At 41.9% G+C, this 18,712-nt stretch carries 12 protein-coding genes; 8 read left to right on the top strand and 4 right to left on the bottom strand.

Features of this window, described 5'->3' with window-relative positions:
• Positions 1–12: 12 nt before the first annotated feature.
• From ACH11B_RS22780 to ACH11B_RS22765, 4 genes are all read left to right on the top strand, one after another.
• Positions 13–1,605, top strand: coding sequence for a RagB/SusD family nutrient uptake outer membrane protein (locus ACH11B_RS22780; protein ID WP_377610476.1), 1,593 nt, complete (start codon positions 13–15; stop codon positions 1,603–1,605).
• A 79-nt stretch (positions 1,606–1,684) separates the two neighbouring features.
• Positions 1,685–3,454, top strand: coding sequence for a class I mannose-6-phosphate isomerase (locus ACH11B_RS22775; RefSeq protein WP_377610474.1), 1,770 nt, complete (start codon positions 1,685–1,687; stop codon positions 3,452–3,454).
• Between the two features lie 5 nt (positions 3,455–3,459).
• Entirely contained in the window at positions 3,460–6,615 is a 3,156-nt protein-coding gene (locus tag ACH11B_RS22770) for a GH92 family glycosyl hydrolase (protein WP_377610472.1), read from the top strand.
• A gap of 21 nt (positions 6,616–6,636) precedes the next feature.
• On the top strand, positions 6,637–7,944 hold the full coding sequence (locus tag ACH11B_RS22765; RefSeq protein WP_130855388.1) for a hypothetical protein: 1,308 nt from the start codon (positions 6,637–6,639) through the stop codon (positions 7,942–7,944).
• An 89-nt stretch (positions 7,945–8,033) separates the two neighbouring features.
• Here the strand turns inward: ACH11B_RS22765 and ACH11B_RS22760 are convergent, their stop codons facing one another.
• The gene (locus ACH11B_RS22760; protein ID WP_207303733.1) at positions 8,034–8,726 is read right to left on the bottom strand and encodes a phosphonatase-like hydrolase; all 693 of its coding nucleotides are present in this window, start codon (positions 8,724–8,726) and stop codon (positions 8,034–8,036) included.
• 440 nt (positions 8,727–9,166) lie between these two features.
• Here ACH11B_RS22760 and ACH11B_RS22755 point away from each other — a divergent pair, with 440 nt between their 5' ends.
• Both ACH11B_RS22755 and ACH11B_RS22750 read left to right on the top strand, forming a co-directional pair.
• Positions 9,167–10,705 (top strand): arylsulfatase, encoded by a 1,539-nt coding sequence (locus ACH11B_RS22755; protein WP_377610470.1) that lies wholly within the window; start codon positions 9,167–9,169, stop codon positions 10,703–10,705.
• 163 nt (positions 10,706–10,868) lie between these two features.
• Positions 10,869–11,123, top strand: coding sequence for a hypothetical protein (locus ACH11B_RS22750; RefSeq protein WP_377610468.1), 255 nt, complete (start codon positions 10,869–10,871; stop codon positions 11,121–11,123).
• A 72-nt stretch (positions 11,124–11,195) separates the two neighbouring features.
• Here the strand turns inward: ACH11B_RS22750 and ACH11B_RS22745 are convergent, their stop codons facing one another.
• On the bottom strand, positions 11,196–12,731 hold the full coding sequence (locus ACH11B_RS22745; RefSeq protein ID WP_377610466.1) for a sulfatase: 1,536 nt from the start codon (positions 12,729–12,731) through the stop codon (positions 11,196–11,198).
• 566 nt (positions 12,732–13,297) lie between these two features.
• On the opposite strand from ACH11B_RS22745, the gene ACH11B_RS22740 reads away from it, so the two are divergent.
• Both ACH11B_RS22740 and ACH11B_RS22735 read left to right on the top strand, forming a co-directional pair.
• Positions 13,298–13,864, top strand: coding sequence for a hypothetical protein (locus ACH11B_RS22740; RefSeq protein WP_289551623.1), 567 nt, complete (start codon positions 13,298–13,300; stop codon positions 13,862–13,864).
• A 445-nt stretch (positions 13,865–14,309) separates the two neighbouring features.
• Positions 14,310–15,605 (top strand): paraquat-inducible protein A, encoded by a 1,296-nt coding sequence (locus ACH11B_RS22735; protein ID WP_377610464.1) that lies wholly within the window; start codon positions 14,310–14,312, stop codon positions 15,603–15,605.
• A 36-nt stretch (positions 15,606–15,641) separates the two neighbouring features.
• Here ACH11B_RS22735 and ACH11B_RS22730 read toward each other — a convergent pair whose 3' ends face one another.
• On the bottom strand, positions 15,642–16,535 hold the full coding sequence (locus ACH11B_RS22730) for an EamA family transporter (RefSeq protein ID WP_377610462.1): 894 nt from the start codon (positions 16,533–16,535) through the stop codon (positions 15,642–15,644).
• 285 nt (positions 16,536–16,820) lie between these two features.
• A complete protein-coding gene (locus ACH11B_RS22725; protein WP_130855394.1) occupies positions 16,821–18,710 on the bottom strand; it encodes a RagB/SusD family nutrient uptake outer membrane protein in 1,890 nt (629 codons plus the stop codon).
• Positions 18,711–18,712 lie beyond the last annotated feature (2 nt).

Below are 18,712 nucleotides of genomic sequence, written 5' to 3'. Positions count from 1 at the left end.
AAAGTTGATCAAATGAAACCAATTATCATTATATATTTAATTGCAGTAGCTGTCATTTTCAGCTCATGTGAAAAGTTTCTGGAAGAGGAACCTAAAGATGAAATAGCCGGCAGTCAATATTTCACACAGCCGGAGCATGCCATCAATGCCGTTAACGGATTGTACAGAACGGGTGCGCCACAGCTTTACGATGGGTCGGGTACGCATTATTCCGGTGCGAAAATGTTCTTCGGCCCGTATTTAACCGGGTATATCGACAATGAATTTAAGGGGCAGGAGGTGCATGTACAGCATGCCCAAAACATGACCTTCAATGCAACCAATTTGTCTACCTATTTTCAGGATATTTGGAGCATCTTGTATAGGGGTATTGCCCGTGCCAATAATGCTATTAAATACATTCCTGCAACACCCGGTTTGTCAGATACGCAGCGTAATCAGCTGTTGGCAGAAGCGCGTTATTTTCGGGCGATGGGTTATTTTCAACTCGCTCGACTTTTTGGCGAAGTGCCGTTGATTACCGAACCTTATGAAAGCTTAGAGAATTTAAATGTTCCCAAGAGCCCCTTGGAAGAAGTGTACGCCTTGATTACCGCTGACTTGGAGTTTGCCGTGAATGAAGGAGAACTTGCGGAGACGATCATGCCAGACAACGGTGGAAGGATAACCAGGGGTACGGCTGCCACGCTTCTAGCAGATGTCTACCTTACGATGGGAGGTTACCCCCTACAAAAAGCGGAGTATGCGAAAAGTGCATCGGTTGCTAAGTCCGTTATCAGTAGTGGGGTTTACCAGCTAACTACGCACGATCGTAGCGCGGATGGTGCGGTTAATCTGAATAGTACGGCCTATAATAAACTGCGTTTGGTGGATAATAATAGTGCGGAATACATTTACTATTATGAGTTCGCGGTAGGTATTTCTACTTCCACTCACGTACACTGGGCTTTCCCGGCTACAGCGGCATCCTCTACGGTCTTTGCCATTACCAATAACGCTTATGGGCCTTCAACCAGATTTTTACAAGGTTATAACCGTACGGATGACCTCCGTATTCAGGAAAAACAATACTTCCATTCGTCATTAACCCGATCTAATGGTACAACCCTGAATTTTGTTACGGCTCCTTATATGTGGATGGATGATGAAGCGACCTTTGAAACAGCTAGTTCGGGAAAGGATTTGCCGATTTATACCTATTCGGATGTGCTATTAGTTGCTGCCGAGGCTATGGCCCTTTCGGAAGGTGTAACGGGTGAAGCTGTTGATTACCTCTTGCAGGTTAGGGCAAGAGCGCTGTGGAAATCTGATATCAATCAATTGAGACAAAGTTTAGCTGGCCTTTCGGTTGAGCAATTTGTTCAAGAGGTTTGGAAAGAGCGCTACCGCGAATTGGTATTTGAAGGCCGGCAATGGTTTGACATCCAACGCACGCGGATGTTTCCGGTACCAGTCGGAGATGGCGGCGGAGATATCCGTTTTGAACTGGTTATTGGCCATGCAAATGATAAAGGCGCAATTATACAAGAAAAGAATTTGTTATTACCAATCCCAACGGATGAACTGCAAAGGAATCCTAGTTTAACGCAAAACCCTGGCTACTAACATGAATAAGAAATAATGTGCTGATTACTTAAAATTCGACTAAGGATAAAAGAAGATACGAAAAAGAAAGATTAATATTATGGAACAACAACAAAAGGAAATGGAATTAGCCAATGGAAAAGTAAACCTGAATTATGAAATATGCCCGACTTATCCGGCGCAAGGCGAAATTTTTAAAGGCTTTGATGCGTTGGTTACCAATATTTTAGGCGATTTACCTCTTTGTTTACTTGATGGTTATATTGGTGTCGATTGGCATACCGTGGTGAGCAATTTGGAAGCATCGTTTAAAAGCCTTGGTAAAGAAGTACGATTCGTGTCGGTTGATCAAGCTTTATTGCCAACATCGAGCATTGAAACCATGGTACAGCCTTTTCTTGGAGGTGACGATCCGATCTTTGGAACGAAAACGTCTTTATCCTTAGTCGATTTTTTTGATGGAGGCCGACTTAAAAGTTTGATTTACAATGGCAGCGCACAGCAAATAGTAGTATATGGCTGCGGCGCTGCACTTTGTAGTTCAACGGCACCGATAGTCTATATCGATCTTCCTAAAAACATCATCCAAAAGCGTATGCGCGCCGGTTTGGTACGCAATCTGGGTGCGCAACGATTGCAAGATAACAAACAAACCTACAAACGTTTTTATTTTGTTGATTGGGTTGTCCTGAATAAACATAAAAAGGCGCTACTGCCTCACATCAGTATCATGGCAGATCAGCAAGAATCGGATACAATCTCTTGGATGTATGGCGACGCCCTTCGGAAGACCCTTAAGCAGATGTCACAATCTTTTTTTAGGGTCAGACCTTGGTTCGAACCCGGTGTGTGGGGAGGACAATGGTTAAAAAATCATTTACCTGGTCTAGACCAGGAAGTTCCTAATTATGCTTGGTCTTTTGAGATGATTGTCCCTGAAAACGGCCTGGTGCTAACAGACGGAGGAAACCAGCTAGAGATTTCCTTCGATCAACTGATGTATCAGGAAAGCGAAAATGTATTAGGAAGAGCACATCGACGTTTTGGTGACGAGTTTCCTATTCGCTTCGACTTTCTGGATACCTATGAGGGGGGAAATCTATCCATTCAGTGCCATCCAAGAACCGCTTACATTCGAGAAAATTTTGGCGAAAGTTTTACACAAGATGAAACTTATTATATTGTTGATTGTGAGGGAGATGCGAAGGTTTATCTTGGCTTTCAGGACAACATCGAACCCAAACGTTTCAAACAGGCACTGGAGCAAAGTTTCGAGAAAAATGAAGCCTTGAATATTGAAGATTACGTGCAGAAATTTCCTGCTGAAAAGCATGGATTATACCTGATTCCGAATGGGACAGTCCATGCTTCCGGTAAGAATAACCTGGTGCTGGAAATCAGTGCGACACCTTATATTTTTACTTTCAAGATGTACGATTGGGTTCGTCCGGATTTAGAAGGAAATCCACGACCTTTAAATATTGATCGGGCTTTTGATAACTTAGATTTCTCACGAAAGGGGCAGGCTGTTATAGATACACTGATCTCAAAACCGGCACAACAGGTGCTCGATGAACAGAGCAGCGTGATTCACTTGCCAACACATCCTGAACATTTCTACACGGTTGACCGTTACGAATTTGACGATCGTGTTAATATCTTAACGCACGGGCATTGTCATGTATTGATGTTGGTAGAAGGAGAGTCGATTGAGTTGACAACTGCTAATGGATCGAAGCATGTGTTTAACTTCGTAGAAACGTTTGCAATCCCGGCAGCAGCTCACGGTTATAGCCTTCGAAACTTGGGACAAAAGAAAGCAAAAGTGGTGGTGGCCTTCGTGAAAGATGAAGCTTGTTTAAATCAATAAAAAGAATGATGCGAATAAAAAAATACACATGGGCCTTGCTTACCGTATTGGTTTCCCTGACCGCGCGTGCTAACGAGGATTTAAAAATCTTATGGGAAATTGGTAAGTCCGATCATAGCCCACAGGGGATGGCCTTGGCACCCGATGCATATCAGCAATTTATTGCACATGATTTCGGTTTTGAAGATCGTTTTTTTCTGATCGGTTATTCAGATCCTACTAAGGAGTGGCCCTATGTACTACCGGGGCCGGCAACGAAATGGGGAGGTACCGGACCAACTGCGGGTATACGTTCGCATGTCCTAAATATTGACTTTGAGTTAGCGCATCTAAATAAAGCTGACAAGTTTTATTTCGAAGCTAATATATTGCAGACTGATCCACTCCATGCGCCGGTATTGAAAGTTACCATCAACGGACAGGCTCATCATTTTCAACTAAAAAGCAGTAAAGGAAAGGCCGAACCCGTCGGTCCTTTTTCGAATACAGATGCACAACGGATTGAAATATCAATACCACCTAATTTGTTAAGAAATGGTTTCAATGAGATTCAATTGACAAGCCTTCAAGGTGGTTGGCTTGTTTTCGACAATCTATTATTGAAAGGACCCTCCACAGTTTCCTTAAAATCGACAAACGATGCCTTAATCCGAAGTGTAGAAACCGCTGACTATGAAATAGAACAAGCAAGTAAGCGTTATCAACCCTTGTTGATCGATATTTCTTCCCTAAAAGGAAGCCCCGTTCTTGAAGTCAAATTGGAGGGACAATCAATTTTTAAGCGGCAGCTTGATTCAGGACGCTACATTTCCGAAGCGCCGATGCCGGCTGTTAAGCAATCCAAAAAAAGCAAATACGCGCTGTTTGTTAATGGACAGCTGAAGGAGAGCGGTGAGGTGCTCCGGTCGGCGCAAAGCGAAGCTAGCCCCACGACTTATGTCAATACCATGATGGGGGCAGCCCATTCACGATGGATGATCGCTCCGGGTCCTTGGATGCCGTTTAGCATGGTGAAGTTGAGTCCGGATAATCAGAATAGCGGCTGGCAAGCTGGATATGACCCTACCATTGAGTCGATCGGGACTTTTAGCCATATCCATGAATGGACCATGACCGGTTTGGGGACTTTTCCGACGACAGGTCCTTTGCAGATTCGTATCGGTGACGAGCACCAGCCTGATAGTGGTTACCGATCCAGAATTGATAAGTCGACCGAAAAAGCCCCTTTAGGCTATTATCGGATAGATTTGTCCGATTATGATATTACGGCAGAATTAACCGCGGGTACGCGTAGCAGCTTGCAACGTTATACGTACCATCGTGGAGACACTGGCCGCGTCATGGTCGATCTACAAATCCCAAGTGAATATCCTTATGAAATTGAAGAAGCAAGTTTGAAGCAAATTGCACCTAACCGCATTGTTGGATATAGTAAACAACTATCGAAAAGTGTCTGGTCAGGCGGTGTTGATCAGGCTTATACCGTATACTTTGTGATGGAGTTCGACCAGCCTATTCAACAACTGGGTTTTTGGAAGGACGATCAGGTGTTAAAACAGTCGGAACTATCCACAGGTCATGCAAAAAACGCCGGTATGTTTGTAGAGTTCGACCTAAGAAAGAAGCATACTGTACAAGTCAGAACCGGTATTTCCTTTGTCGGTTTAACGCAGGCGGAGCAGAATTTGATGGAGGAAATCAGTAAACCCTTTGGTTGGTCGTTCGATAAAGCAGTAGCCAATCAGCGAGAAGTTTGGAACGAATTATTAAATCGTGTGCATATAGAATCAGACGACTTTTTTCAAAAACAACGCTTCTATACCAATATGTATCGTTCCCTAGCGAGTAGGAATACCTTTAGTGACGTAGATGGAAGCTGGGTGTCTGCAGATGAAAAGGTACGCCGTTTTAGTGATACAAGCGATCGGGCCCTAGGGTGTGACGCTTTTTGGAATACCTTCTGGAACCTTAATCAGTTCTGGAACTTGATTACGCCCGAGTGGTCAAATAAATGGGTTCGATCACAATTGGCAATGTACGATGCCAATGGCTGGTTGGCCAAAGGACCGGCGGGTATGGAATATATTCCGGTGATGGTTGCTGAACATGAGATACCACTTATTGTAGGGGCTTATCAAATGGGAATCCGTAATTATGATGTAGAAAAGGCCTTTAAAGCAGCGTATAAAATGCAGACAACCTTATCCGGGCCGGTAGAAGGAGGTTATGCCGGCAATCGCGATTTGGCGACTTATCTTAAGCATCATTATGTTCCTTTCGATGAAGGCCGCTTTTCCAATTCGCTGGAATATAGCTATGACGACTGGACTGTCGGTCAATTTGCTAAAGCCCTTGGTAAAGAAAAGGAATACCAAATTTTTGCCAACCGAGGGTCCTGGTGGAAAAATGCGATTGATACTACAACGGGTTATGCAAGGATGCGGGATAAGAATGGAAACTGGTTACCTGATTTTGATCCTTTCAAATCAGGAGCTAATAAACATTACGTAGAGGGAAATGCATGGCAATTGACCTATTTTGTGCCGCAGGACGTAACAGGTTTAGCACAAAAAATTGGTGAAGAAACTTTTGTCAAACGATTGGAATGGGGCTTTGGTGAAAGCTACCGCTGGCGTTTCAATGGTCCGAATGATCAATACTGGGATTATCCGGTGGTGCAGGGAAACCAACAATCCATGCACTTTGCCTTTCTATTCAACTGGGTTAAGCGGCCGTGGCTAACACAAAAATGGAGTCGTGCCATTATGGAGCGTTACTATGGGCATGGCGAAGCAAATGCATATTTGGGTGATGAAGATCAAGGGCAAATGAGCGCTTGGTTTGTCATGAATGCGTTAGGACTCTTCCAAACTGATGGAGGAACCCGCGTCAATCCAATTTATGAGATCGGCAGCCCCATTTTTAAGAAAGTGACAGTTAATCTCGGTGGGCGTTTTGGAAGAGGTCAAAGCTTTACCATTGAAGCAAAAAACACAAGTAAACGAAATATTTACATACAAAAAGCTTATCTGAACGGAAAAGTATGGAACGATTGCTGGTTACCGGCTGCAGAGGTGTTAAAAGGCGGTACACTAGTTCTGGAAATGGGATCCGAACCTAATCAAGCATGGGGTATCAGCGGTATTCCCCCGGCAGACTAACAAATGATAAATAGATAAAAAATGAAAAGAACTACAATAATCTCATTCCTTGTTTGCCTAGGCATTTACGCATGTAATAACCAAACGAGCAGGAATAAGGAACAGACATTAGCACAGATAATTGCAGCTGACAGTAATCTAAATATAGTGAAAGAGCGAGCCTTAAAGGTGGTAAGCACGGGCTTTAATGCAGGAGATGGATACCGTGAAGTTTGGATTCGCGATTATAACACTTTTATTAACCTTGCTGCAAAAGCTCACCCAAAAGACACCTTAAGGGATAACTTGGTTATCTTTTTCCAATTGCAAGGAACAGATGGTAATATTGTTGACGGTTTTGTTCCAAAATCTACTGTAAAACCGAGCAAAGGGGGTTATGACTATATCTATAACGATCTGGCACCCCATTACGCAGGACATAAAAACACCGTGGAAACTGATCAGGAGACCTCATTAATACAGGCCGTGCATAAATACCTGCAAGCAACGCAGGACACCACGTTTTTAAACCTTAAAGTAGGTGCAATCCCTGTACGCGATCGGATGGAGCAAGCCTTATCCTTTCTAATGAATAAGCGATATAACGAAAAATATGGACTGCTATGGGGGGCAACAACAGCTGATTGGGGCGATGTGCAACCCGAGCATGATTGGGGTGTTTATCTAACCGACGATTCCCACCTGGCGATCGATATTTATGATAACGCCATGTTTTTGATCGCCTTAGATAATTTTATGGAGATGGTACCTGAAAAAGCAGCAAAATGGAAGCCCATCCGCGAGCATATTGCGAAGAACACGATGGCACATCTCTGGGATGCTAAGCGCCAAAAATTTATCCCCCATCTTTACCTGAACGGCTCACCATTCGATAGCACTTTTGACGAAAATGCAATCTACTATCATGGGGGTACAGCAATAGCTATTGAGGCTGGCTTGTTAAATAAAGACGAGATTAAAGCTTCTTTGGACAAGATGATTGCCAACGTCAAGGAATCAGGAGCCGCAACCATTGGTTTAACACTTTACCCCACTTATCCCGAAGGTGCGTTCAAGAACAAAGGTATGTACCCTTACGGCTATCAAAATGGAGGAGATTGGACCTGGTTTGGCGGACGAATGATTCAGCAGTTAGTCAAGTATGGCTTTCAAAAAGAAGCTTATGAACAGCTAAAGCCGATGGTGGATCGTGTGATCAAGAATAACGGATTTTTCGAATGGTATACTCGCGATAATAAACCCGAAGGTTCCGGAACCTTTAGAGGGGAAGCGGGGGTATTATATGATGCCATTACTTGTTTGCAAGAACATATCGAGACAGAAGAATAAATGAATACGATAAGTGGTGCCTGAAAGTTTCTTTCTACACTTAAGACACCACTTATGTTGATTCTGTTTCTATATATGAACAACGAAATTTATGCAGTAACCTCGTCCAATAAAGATAATACATCAATCAAATCGCCGATAATTTTATCCGGATTTGCCGTTTCTAGTTGCTCAACAGTATGTGCACCGGTAGTAATACCGATATTTAAACCACAACCTGCATTTTGACCTTCCTTGATATCTATGGTCGAATCTCCTATTTTAGCGACTTGACTGCCATCAGTTATGTTAAAACGTTTCATGGCAAAATGGATCATATCGGGATAAGGCCTATTTTCCGGTACGTCGCTGGCGGTTACCAGCGCGTCTATTTGCTCACCCTCTTTCCATCGCAATTTATCGATAATCGACTGAGCGGTAATCCTATCGTAACCCGTATTGAGAACTACTAAAATATTCCGCTCTTTCAACGCTCGAAAAAGTTCTTCGGCATTCTTCTGAGGTACAATTTCCTCCCTTTCATAGGCTTGGTCGAGCTGCTGCCTGAAGCTCTCGTAAATCGAATCAACTAAACCCTCGTTCTCTATATTTTCATACCTGGCAAGTATGGAACGGATTGCCTGTTTCTTTTCCTTTCCGGCACCCTCCGCTAAAACTTGTTCTAAGCTAAAGTCAAATCCAGCTTCATTAATAGCTTTTTGCAATGTTTTGTAGACGATATTATCTTCATCTACTGTGGTGCCGGCCATATCAAAAACAACCATTTTTATTTCATTAGGCATAAAATTTAAATATTAAATCAATTTTCAAATATAAACAAAGTTTACTTATAATGAACTATTTCCAAAATTAAATTTATGTTAAGCTTTATAAGGAGGGTAGGCGCATGATTTTGTTTTAAATAGTACAATTTTAGCGCAGATGTTTATTTTTTCTAAACATATTTCTTGTCACTATATGTAAACGTCAACTTAATAAAGCATATCTAAGATGTCTTATCATTTGCGTTGACGGTGTCGTATTGGACAGCGGTGCGCTAAACTGTTTTTTCGCAATCGGTTGCGTTTAATCACTACTGGATAATGTGAACTAGAACTGTTAGTTTTATTGCTTATTGATGATTTAACGAATCGCTAACCGCACGAACGCGGCTTGCCGGTCTACCGGCTGTATGAGGAAAAAAGCAAGCTAATGAACGTAGTAGCGAATAAAAGATGCTAAAATGACACCAATAACAAACAACTTAAAACCATGGGTGGGCCTCATTTTATTGAGTATTGCCTTATTAAGTTCCCAATTCGGATATGGACAGCAAAAATCCGGGAAACCAAATATTATTTATATATACGCTGATGATTTGGGTTATGGCGACGTAAGTGCGTATGGCGCTACAAAAATACAGACACCCAACCTCGATCGTTTGGCTGCCAGCGGTATACGATTTACCAATGCACATACAACCTCTGCTACTTGTACCCCATCCCGTTTTGGTTTGATGACGGGTATTTATCCTTGGCGACAGCAGGGCACGGGCGTCCTTCCGGGCGATGCAAAGCTGATTATTCCCACCGATCGAGTAAGCTTGCCGAAAATTTTTAAAAAGGCGGGCTACCACACCGCCGTGGTTGGTAAATGGCATTTAGGTCTGGGGACACAGGTGAAGAAGAATTGGAATACAGATGTAAAGCCAGGCCCAAATGAGGTCGGTTTCGATTATTCGTTTATTTTTCCCGCAACAGCGGACCGTGTACCCACCGTATTTATGGAAAATCATCGCGTGTTAGGGCTTGATCAGAACGACTCGATAGAAGTAGATTACCAACAACCGGTAGGCAATGATCCCACAGGTAAAGAACATCCGGAGTTGCTGAAGATGCATTCATCACCCGGACAAGGGCATAATCAAACCATTGTAAACGGTATCGGACGTATTGGCTATATGAGCGGTGGCCATCGGGCAAGATGGGTCGATGAGGAAGTTTCTACCACATTTCTTTCGGTTGCGCAGGAATATATAAAACGGAATAAAGAGCGACCCTTTTTTCTTTATTTTGCGTTGACTGAACCCCACGTGCCCCGTATGCCCGCCACTATATTTAAGGGAAAAAGCAATCTAGGTTACCGAGGAGACGCTATTCTGCAATTGGACTGGACCGTTGGACAGATCATGGATCAAATAGAGTCACTCGGCCTGTCCGACAATACGCTGATTATCTTCTCGAGTGATAATGGACCGGTGTTGGATGATGGCTATCAAGATGGTGCAGTAAGCCAGCGAAATGGGCATATGCCTGCCGGGCCCTTAAGAGGAGGCAAATACAGTATATTCGAGGGAGGTACACGCGTGCCCTTCATTGTCAGTGGGGCAGGAGCAGCTAAGGGTGTTACTTCAGATGCACTTCTTTGTCAGATCGATCTGCTCGCCTCCGTTGCCGATATGCTGGGGCAGGCGATACCGAAAGGAGAGGCCTTCGATAGTCAGGCTTTATGGGACACCTTTCTTGGAAAAGATAAGGAGGGAAGAAGTCACTTGATTGAACACGCCGGAAGTCTAGCTGTTATTAAAGGAAAATGGAAATACATTGAGCCGGGCAATGGACGGGCTTATGCCAAGTTAACCGACACAGAGTTAGGAAATGCGCCACATCCGCAATTATATGATCTATCAAAAGATATGGGTGAAAAAAATAACGTGGCAGATACTCATCCCAAGATGGTGAAGGAGTTGGCTGCTATTTTAGCAGCCGAACGTAACAAATAAAGGAAATCTCCGTAGCCGATACAGTATTCGGGAAGGAAGACATCGGTTCATTCGGAAGATATTGTGCTGAAATTTCTATAAAACGTACAAAAAAATAAAAAATTAATAATAAACAATCGTTTGTGTAATATAAGGGTGGTATATTAGAATAAAAATTATTGCCATGCATTTGAAACTACCTTTATTAAGTAAATTACTCAAATTAGAGATTACAACGATAGGAGATATTCGACTGATTTGGTTGAATGATACGTATGTGATTACAGAGAACCCGATGACGCTGGACGTTGAAATAGATTGTTTGGATACTTACGAATCTCAATCACTTTCCGCTAATGAGTTAACCGATATTCTGACTTTCAAGAAAACAAAGTCCTTATCGGCGGGCCAACGAAAGATGAAAATAGCTAATTCGTAAGTGTCGTTGCCTTTTCACTTTATCAATTGACTTTTTGAATATCAGTCACATCAACAATAACCACATTGCTGTTTAGTCGTACCTGTCGGGCATGGGGACAGGTTGGCCACTTGTCTTGTTTATTGGCATAGGTGCCCTCCATTTTCTTAATTTATCGCTTAACAATTGGCCGAGTTCCTTCACTTTATCCGAATAGTGAACAGCTAAATTATGTGATTCCTGAATATCATTTTTTAAGTTATATAGCTCAAAGCTTGTATCACGCATATTATAAATAAGCTTCCAATCCCCTTTCCGAATAGCGCTTTTATAGTTGATACCCGGGCCATCGTCCGTTGTCCATTTGTTTGGCGAGTGCCATATTAATGCACGTGTTGAGTCGCTCAAATTGGGATTTTTAAGGTAGGGAACAAAACTCTTGCCATCGATGCTTTGCACAATTTCTGTTGATGGAACACTCGCCATTTCTAAAATGCTGGGAAAAAAATCTTCAATCATTACGTATTGGTTTACCACCGAACCGGCTTTTGCAACACCGGGCCATTTCACGAGCATGGGTTCGCGGATTCCGCCTTCATAAACTGAGCCTTTTCCGGCCCTTAAAGGTGAATTTTGGCTATGCGGTGATCCACCCCTTGGTGGCGATAAACTCAAACCTCCATTATCACTCATAAAAATGACGATGGTATTATCGGCTATTCCCTTTTCCTGTAGATAGTCCATCAGATCGCCTAAGCTTTTATCCATACCTTCCAATAACGAGGCATACATCGCTTCAGATTCTCCTAAACCAGTATCGATGTATTTTTGATAAAAGCGTTTATCAGCCTGCAATGGGACATGTACGGCATAATGCGCCATATTCAAATAAAAAGGCTTCCCTTCTTTAATCGGCTGTTCCAGTGCCTTGATTGCCTCCAAAGTGAGTGCTTCCGTGAGGAAGGTATCCCTTCCATAATATTCTTCCAGATCAGGTACAGCCTGCCAACTTGCCTTGCCCGGAAGATTGCCATAATTTTCCTGCCCCAAATAATTCTGTGGATGTCCGGCGGCATGGCCCGAGATATTAACCATAAAACCCATATTATAAGGATTGGCCCCCGGCGTTCCGGCAGAGCCCCAATGAGCTTTCCCTACATGAACGGTAAAGTAGCCGGCATCTTTCAAAATTTTCGGAAAAGGGGTTGCATGAAAGGTATGCGGAATATTCGGCACCGGGCTCATACCATTATAATTCCAGGATGCTGCGCCAAACTGTTTATCAAGAGCATCGGTATTATTATTAGGAGCGGGAGAAGTCCAATTCGTCACACCATGATGAGCTGCTGTCATGCCCGACAGCATACTGACACGTGTAGGCGTGCATACGGGGTTTGCGTAGGCATTGGTGAATTTAGCGCCTTCTTTTGCCAAACGTTCCATATTGGGTGTATGGTATTTCCGATTTAAGGACGTAATCTCTGTCCAAAAGGGCTCTGAGCTATCTTGCCATCCCATATCATCAACCAAAAAAACAATGATATTGGGACGCTTTTTGGATTGTCCGAATGCAAAAGTTGATGTGGCTGATAGAAGGAATACAAGGCAAAAAATAATAAATTTCATCATCTACAGGTTAAAATAAACCATAACATTCATTCTTTGAGATGTGTTTGGCCATTGGTAACATGATCCGGTCTTTAAGCGGTGTATAGCAGTTAAGAATAATGTAAAAGCAATAGTAGTATAAAAAAGAAGGAAAACAAAATTGACAATAAACGCAATCGGTTGCATTAAATGGAGTACTTCTTTCGGTACGCCTGTGATATATTAAGGGGTTATTCTTCTTCTTGTTACCTGCCTATAACCATGTTGTGGGGTGTCTAAAGAAACGCTCCGAAATGGGGAGTAACGGAGCGTTCGCTAACCAATTATAAACCTAATTATGAGAAGGCGATTTTTTATAGGACAAAGATAATTTCGTTGCATTAATCGTGTGTTTAGCTTGTATTAATTTTTCTGTCCACTGATTTGCTTTAGCCTTCAAAAATTCGGCTTTACATAGTACGCCTAATGGAGAATTGCTTACCAGGCGGCGATGAAAATAAAATTCCGAATTTTCTTGTTTTACTTTGAAATACAAAGTACTTTTGAATAGAAATAACAAATAGATTATTCACTAAATTTTTCAAAGCATGAAAAAGCAAAGCAGCATTTATTCATCTATTATAGGTGTCGCATGTGTGACCCTGTTCCTATTGCTGATCCCTTTCGTAGCCATGCACTTTACCAACGAGGTAAACTGGAGCTCGCTTGATTTTATTATTATGGGAGCGCTTATATTCGGAACGGGGATTTCATTTACGTGGCTGGTTAGGCGATCGCCCAATCTCATGTATCGAATTGCCATCAGCATAATGGTCGTGGCCACCTTTTTAATGATCTGGGCCAACTTAGCAGTAGGCCTGATCGGCAGCGGCCCAAATATCGGCAACCTTATGTATATAGCAGTAGCCATCGTCGTGATCGTTGGCTCCTTGCTATCGCAGTTCAAAGCGGCCGGCATGGAACGTGCCATGTATGTCACCGTACTGACACTGGTAGTGCTTGCAACAATTGCCCTTCTTGCAGGTATGCAGCATCATGGCAGCTCGGTTATCGAAATATTGGGCGTTAATGGTTTCTTCGCCGGCCTGTTTCTAGTTTCGGCAGCATTATTTCATTATGCGGCTAAAAATGCATTAAATAGGACTTCGCTATGAAATGATCAGATCAGTGCGAAGGTAAACCGGCAATACATGTGAAATTTGATGAATCAGTTGCTAGAGTAGTAAAAAAAATGGCGGCCGAAGCCGCCTCCCATGTCACCTTCCCTTTGTTAATTCTTTAAGGCATGCACGTTTGTCGGTCATGCCGGTGCCGAAATACATTTGGTAATTCGCACCTAATGTTTTTCGATAGATAGGATGCTTGAGTGAAACAAAAGTGAGAAATATAGCGAAACGATGAAAGAGGTATAACACTATTTTTCATATAGGATTTTTCCTGTTTTTATGAAAAAGTGTTTAATATAATCTGTAACGATCACAGGTTGGTTGAATTAATGTGAAAATCATCCCGAAAATTTTTTAGATCTGTAAAACAATATAGGGAGGCATATCGTATGTAATATATCCTTAACTTATATGAAAGATTAAATACATATCTATGTTTTCAAAAACTAAACTTTTCCTCACTATAGGGCTGAGCTTGCTGTTGTTATTGATAGCCTTTTCGGGGTACCGTATCAATGCCCTATCACGGCAGCAAGTGCAGATCATGGAAGACTATAGTACCGTAAATAGCATTGCATTCGGCATTCTTTCTATTAATAAATGGGAAGAAAAGATAACTACAATAGTTGAAAAACAAATTCAGCAGTTCAGTTTTACGCCGGAGCAAAGGGTTGAGCTGCAGAAAGAAGTGGAAAAAATGCTTCATGCTATGATCGATAAAGCCATGAGTAATCTGACGAAAAAGCAAACGAGCATCAAAGGAAAAATACGGAAGGCAGCAGTCAATGTTTTTGTCGATGAAGATCAATTACACGATCAGGTTCCCGGTTTTGCAAAAACCATTGTCGATCAGGTAAACAAACCATCCACCAAGAAAACCTTGAAAAATCTGGCCGAAGATAAACTGGATGAAGTAAAAGAAACGACTTTCGACAGCTCTATGGTGGCGCAACGAAAAGTAACTAACGCCATTTTCAGTAAATACGGTGCGCGAAACAGTACCGGCTTCAAAAAGAAGACGGATAAACTATTTGCCGATATCCGCTACGAGAGCTATGCGTATACGCTTGTTGTTTTTGCCTGTATTTTACTGTTGTTGGCCTTGTGGAAATATTTCATCGATCATCAGGAATTGCAAAAATCATTATTTATTTTTTCACTTTTAGCCGCTGGCATTGTGTTAATCGTAGGCGTTTCATCGGTCATGATTGAGGTGGAAGCAAGGTTGGAGAAGATAGACTTCCACTTAATGGGAGAACATCTCATTTTTGAAGACCAAGTTCTTTTCTTTCAGAGCAAGAGTATTATCGATGTGGTAGTAATTCTTTTGAAGAATGCCAAGATCGATTCCATCGTGGTAGGTCTGCTCATTTTAACATTCAGTGTATTCTTTCCGCTCGGTAAGCTCATCTCATCGGGCCTTTATCTCTTGCGCGAGTCGAGCAGAAAGAATAAATTCGTCCATTTTTTCGCTTTCAAGTCCGGTAAATGGAGCATGGCCGACGTCATGGTGGTGGCAATCATGTTGACCTATATTGGTATGAACAGTATGCTAACTTCTCAGTTAGCCGTTTTAAACATCAGGGAAGACAATATTACGAGTATTGCAACAAACAATACCTCTTTACAACCGGGCTATATGGTGTTTGTTCTATTTGTCGTATTTGCCTTAATCCTGTCGGAAATACTACATAGAATCACCAAAAAGATATCCGAAATTTCATCTTAAATCAGCTATATATGAATAGTTACCGGTTTATTTGACTTACTTTAATGCCATATTTCTCTTCCTTCCGTACAAATAGGCGATGTTGAAAATCACAACGGCCGTGAAAATCATTCCAAAGGCAATAAGCTGAACCGTATTGATCGGTTCTTTATAATAGAGAATGGCCAATAAGAAACTAATAATGGGATTTAAATATAATAAGGTGCCGACAATAGAAGAATCCAACCCTTTAAGAGCAAAAATATTGAGGAACAGGGGAATAATGGTGTAACCCACTGCAATAATTGCAACAAGGCCATAGAATGTCATTGTTTTAGGTACCGTAGTATCAATGACCGTTAAAATCGGGAGCAGCAAGAAGGTGCTCACGACAATATGAATGGTTAATGTGAAAAATTTATCCATCTGAAAGGTATTCTTTTGAAGCACTAAATAGATTGCATACGAAAGCGCGATCACCATGCTGTAAATCAAATCCATAAAATGGCCATATGCAAGGATAAGGCAACTAATCAAGCTTAACAGTACAGCAAACCATTGTCCTATATTCAGTTTTTCACGCAAAAAAAGGCTGGCTAGAACTGTCGTTAAGATCGGACAGATCAGGTAGGCCAAAGACGTGACGTTGACACTGACTGCATTCATCACATAAATAAACGAGAACCAATTCAACCCGAGCATAATGGCACTGAAGAACATATTTATCAGCAGTTTTACTCTTTCTTTTGGCGATATTGTTTTGACATAATGGATGCTGGCAAAAGTTTGTTTTCTTCTGAACATAAAACAAACGAAAGCGATACTAATGGCAGCAAAGATGACGCGGTGAATAAGAATATCCAGCGCCGCATAAGCACTTAACGGTTTTAGTACTAGAGCAAAAGTGCCCCAAATAGCGAAGCCTAATACGGCAGATAGATAATGTTTCATTAAGATGTAAAGCTAACACTTGATATGACGGCATGCGGTTGGAAAAAACTGTCTTTGTTATGGGCTAATATACGTCATTTTCTTTAAACTCAGTCGTTTCATTCCGACCTATCAGCTTCAGCTAGGCTGGTGAGGAGGGGTAACGGATTTTACCTAACTTGGTTATAAGTAAATATGGTTGATGTCACCGAGTCAAGGTTTAAAACTCGTTTTAACGAGTTTTAAACCTTGTAAATTAATTATAGGTAAACCAAACAAAATCGTCGATACTCTATACCAAAGTGACTATTCAATGTATCCTGGATTTTGAACCAATAATGGGTTTTTCCTTATTTCGTCTCGCGAAAGGGGTAGAAAATATAGTTGGTTTTTCCAAACACGATTTTCTTTACTATTAAATTCCTGTGGAGTATAGCTGTAATTGTAAATAGATTCATCATATCTATAATTACCTGACAAGGTTTTTCCAGGCTTGAACGTTCCATCAATTTTAACTATTGTCACTTTCCTGCCAAGTGTTTCTTCAGCAATTAACCATCTCCTCGCATCAAAAAAACGCTGTTGTTCATAAGCCATTTCTATGCGGCGTTCATGGCGGTATATTTCTCTTAGCGTACTTTGATCCGTTGCTGTGATAGCGGGCATGCCCGCCCGGAAGCGAATTTTATTTAGCCAAGTTCTTGCCGTTTCCGTGTCGCCCAGTTCAATACAGGCTTCCACATAGTTAAATACAACTTCTGTAAACCTAAAATAGGGCCAGGGCACGAACTGCCTTGCTTGCGCATCAATAATATTCGGGTCCGGATCAATAAATTTTTGAATATAATAACCTGTCCAAGTCCCGTTATGTGCTTCCTTAGGTCCTTGTTTTGTGTCTAGTCCGGCAAATTTCGTCAGCTTGCCATCTACGATTAAATCATATGCGCCTGTTTGTATTTGATTGGCTGGGTCTAAAGGGTTATTTCTTGGTTTCCAATCTGCGCCATCGTACAATATGGAGGCATAAAAGCGCGGATCTCTGTTTTTATAAGGGGCCGCTTTATGAAGGGGATTGTTCCAATCGAATTTAGTTCCATCATTCATTTCATAGTCATCTACCAAAAGGCCTATAGGTTGGTTCCCACCCCAATTGTTATAACCATTCGGACCGTTATCTCTGGCATGCGTTGAACTTTGTTCGGTGATAAAATAGCGTGCATAAAGTATGTCAGATGCCGCCCCCTGATCAATACCTGCTGCTTTGCTACCGCCACCCATGGCGATACTTTTATAATTAATTCTCCCCTGTTCCGGTGCGACCGGTTCGGTTAGATTTAATTTATAACCCGTTCCCGCATCCAACACCGCCTTAGCGGCAGCCTGTGCCAAACGATACCGTTCTTCTTGGGAGCCGCTCGTATACGCTAATAAAGGTAATCTCTCCGAAAGATTATTTAGATCCGTGACCTTTGCAGTAAGCTTTACGGCGTCATGCAGATCGCTTGCTGCATAAATCAAAGTTCTGGATTTGAGCGCCAAAATAGTGAGCGAATTAATACGTCCTTTTTCAAGTACAGTATTCCCCAATCGCCGGTAGGCTTCATCGCAATCCTGTATAATTTGATTTACACAGGCCTCATACGTGCCGCGTTCTTTTTCATATATAATTGGATCTTCTGAGTATTCATAGCTGCTGGTAATAATCGGGACACCACCGTAGTACCTTAATAGTTGGTGATAACAATAGGCGCGAATAAAAAAAGCCTGAGCCAATAATTTATCTTTAGCTCCTTGATCACTGATACCATTTTTGGTGTCATCTATTAGTCTTTCGATCGCAATATTGCTGAATCTTATATACGTATACATGCGCTCCCACCACCTGGATGTCCCGCTCCAGCCTTCATTTGCCCCATTGATAGCACCTGTATTCAATAAGAGGAAAGCATCGGTATGGTTCCATAACGACTCATCAGTTGCCGAAGCTTGCATCTGTTCGGTGAAACCGGAGTTACCTGCTTCAAAAACATTGTAAATATCACTGACAAATTTTTCTGCTAATACCGGGTCTTGCCATATCGTCTCATCGGAGAACGCGTTACGAGGGGATACATCTAAAAAATCTGTACTACATGCTGTCGTAAACAATAGAACAGCCAACATATAAAAAATCCTGTTTTTCATTAATGTCTTCATTT

Source organism: Olivibacter sp. EAT-5 (assembly GCF_044784325.1).
GTDB classification, from domain to species: Bacteria; Bacteroidota; Bacteroidia; order Sphingobacteriales; family Sphingobacteriaceae; genus Olivibacter; species Olivibacter oleidegradans.
Note: the sequence above shows the minus strand (reverse complement) of the source record. Positions and strands in the feature narration are given on the sequence as shown.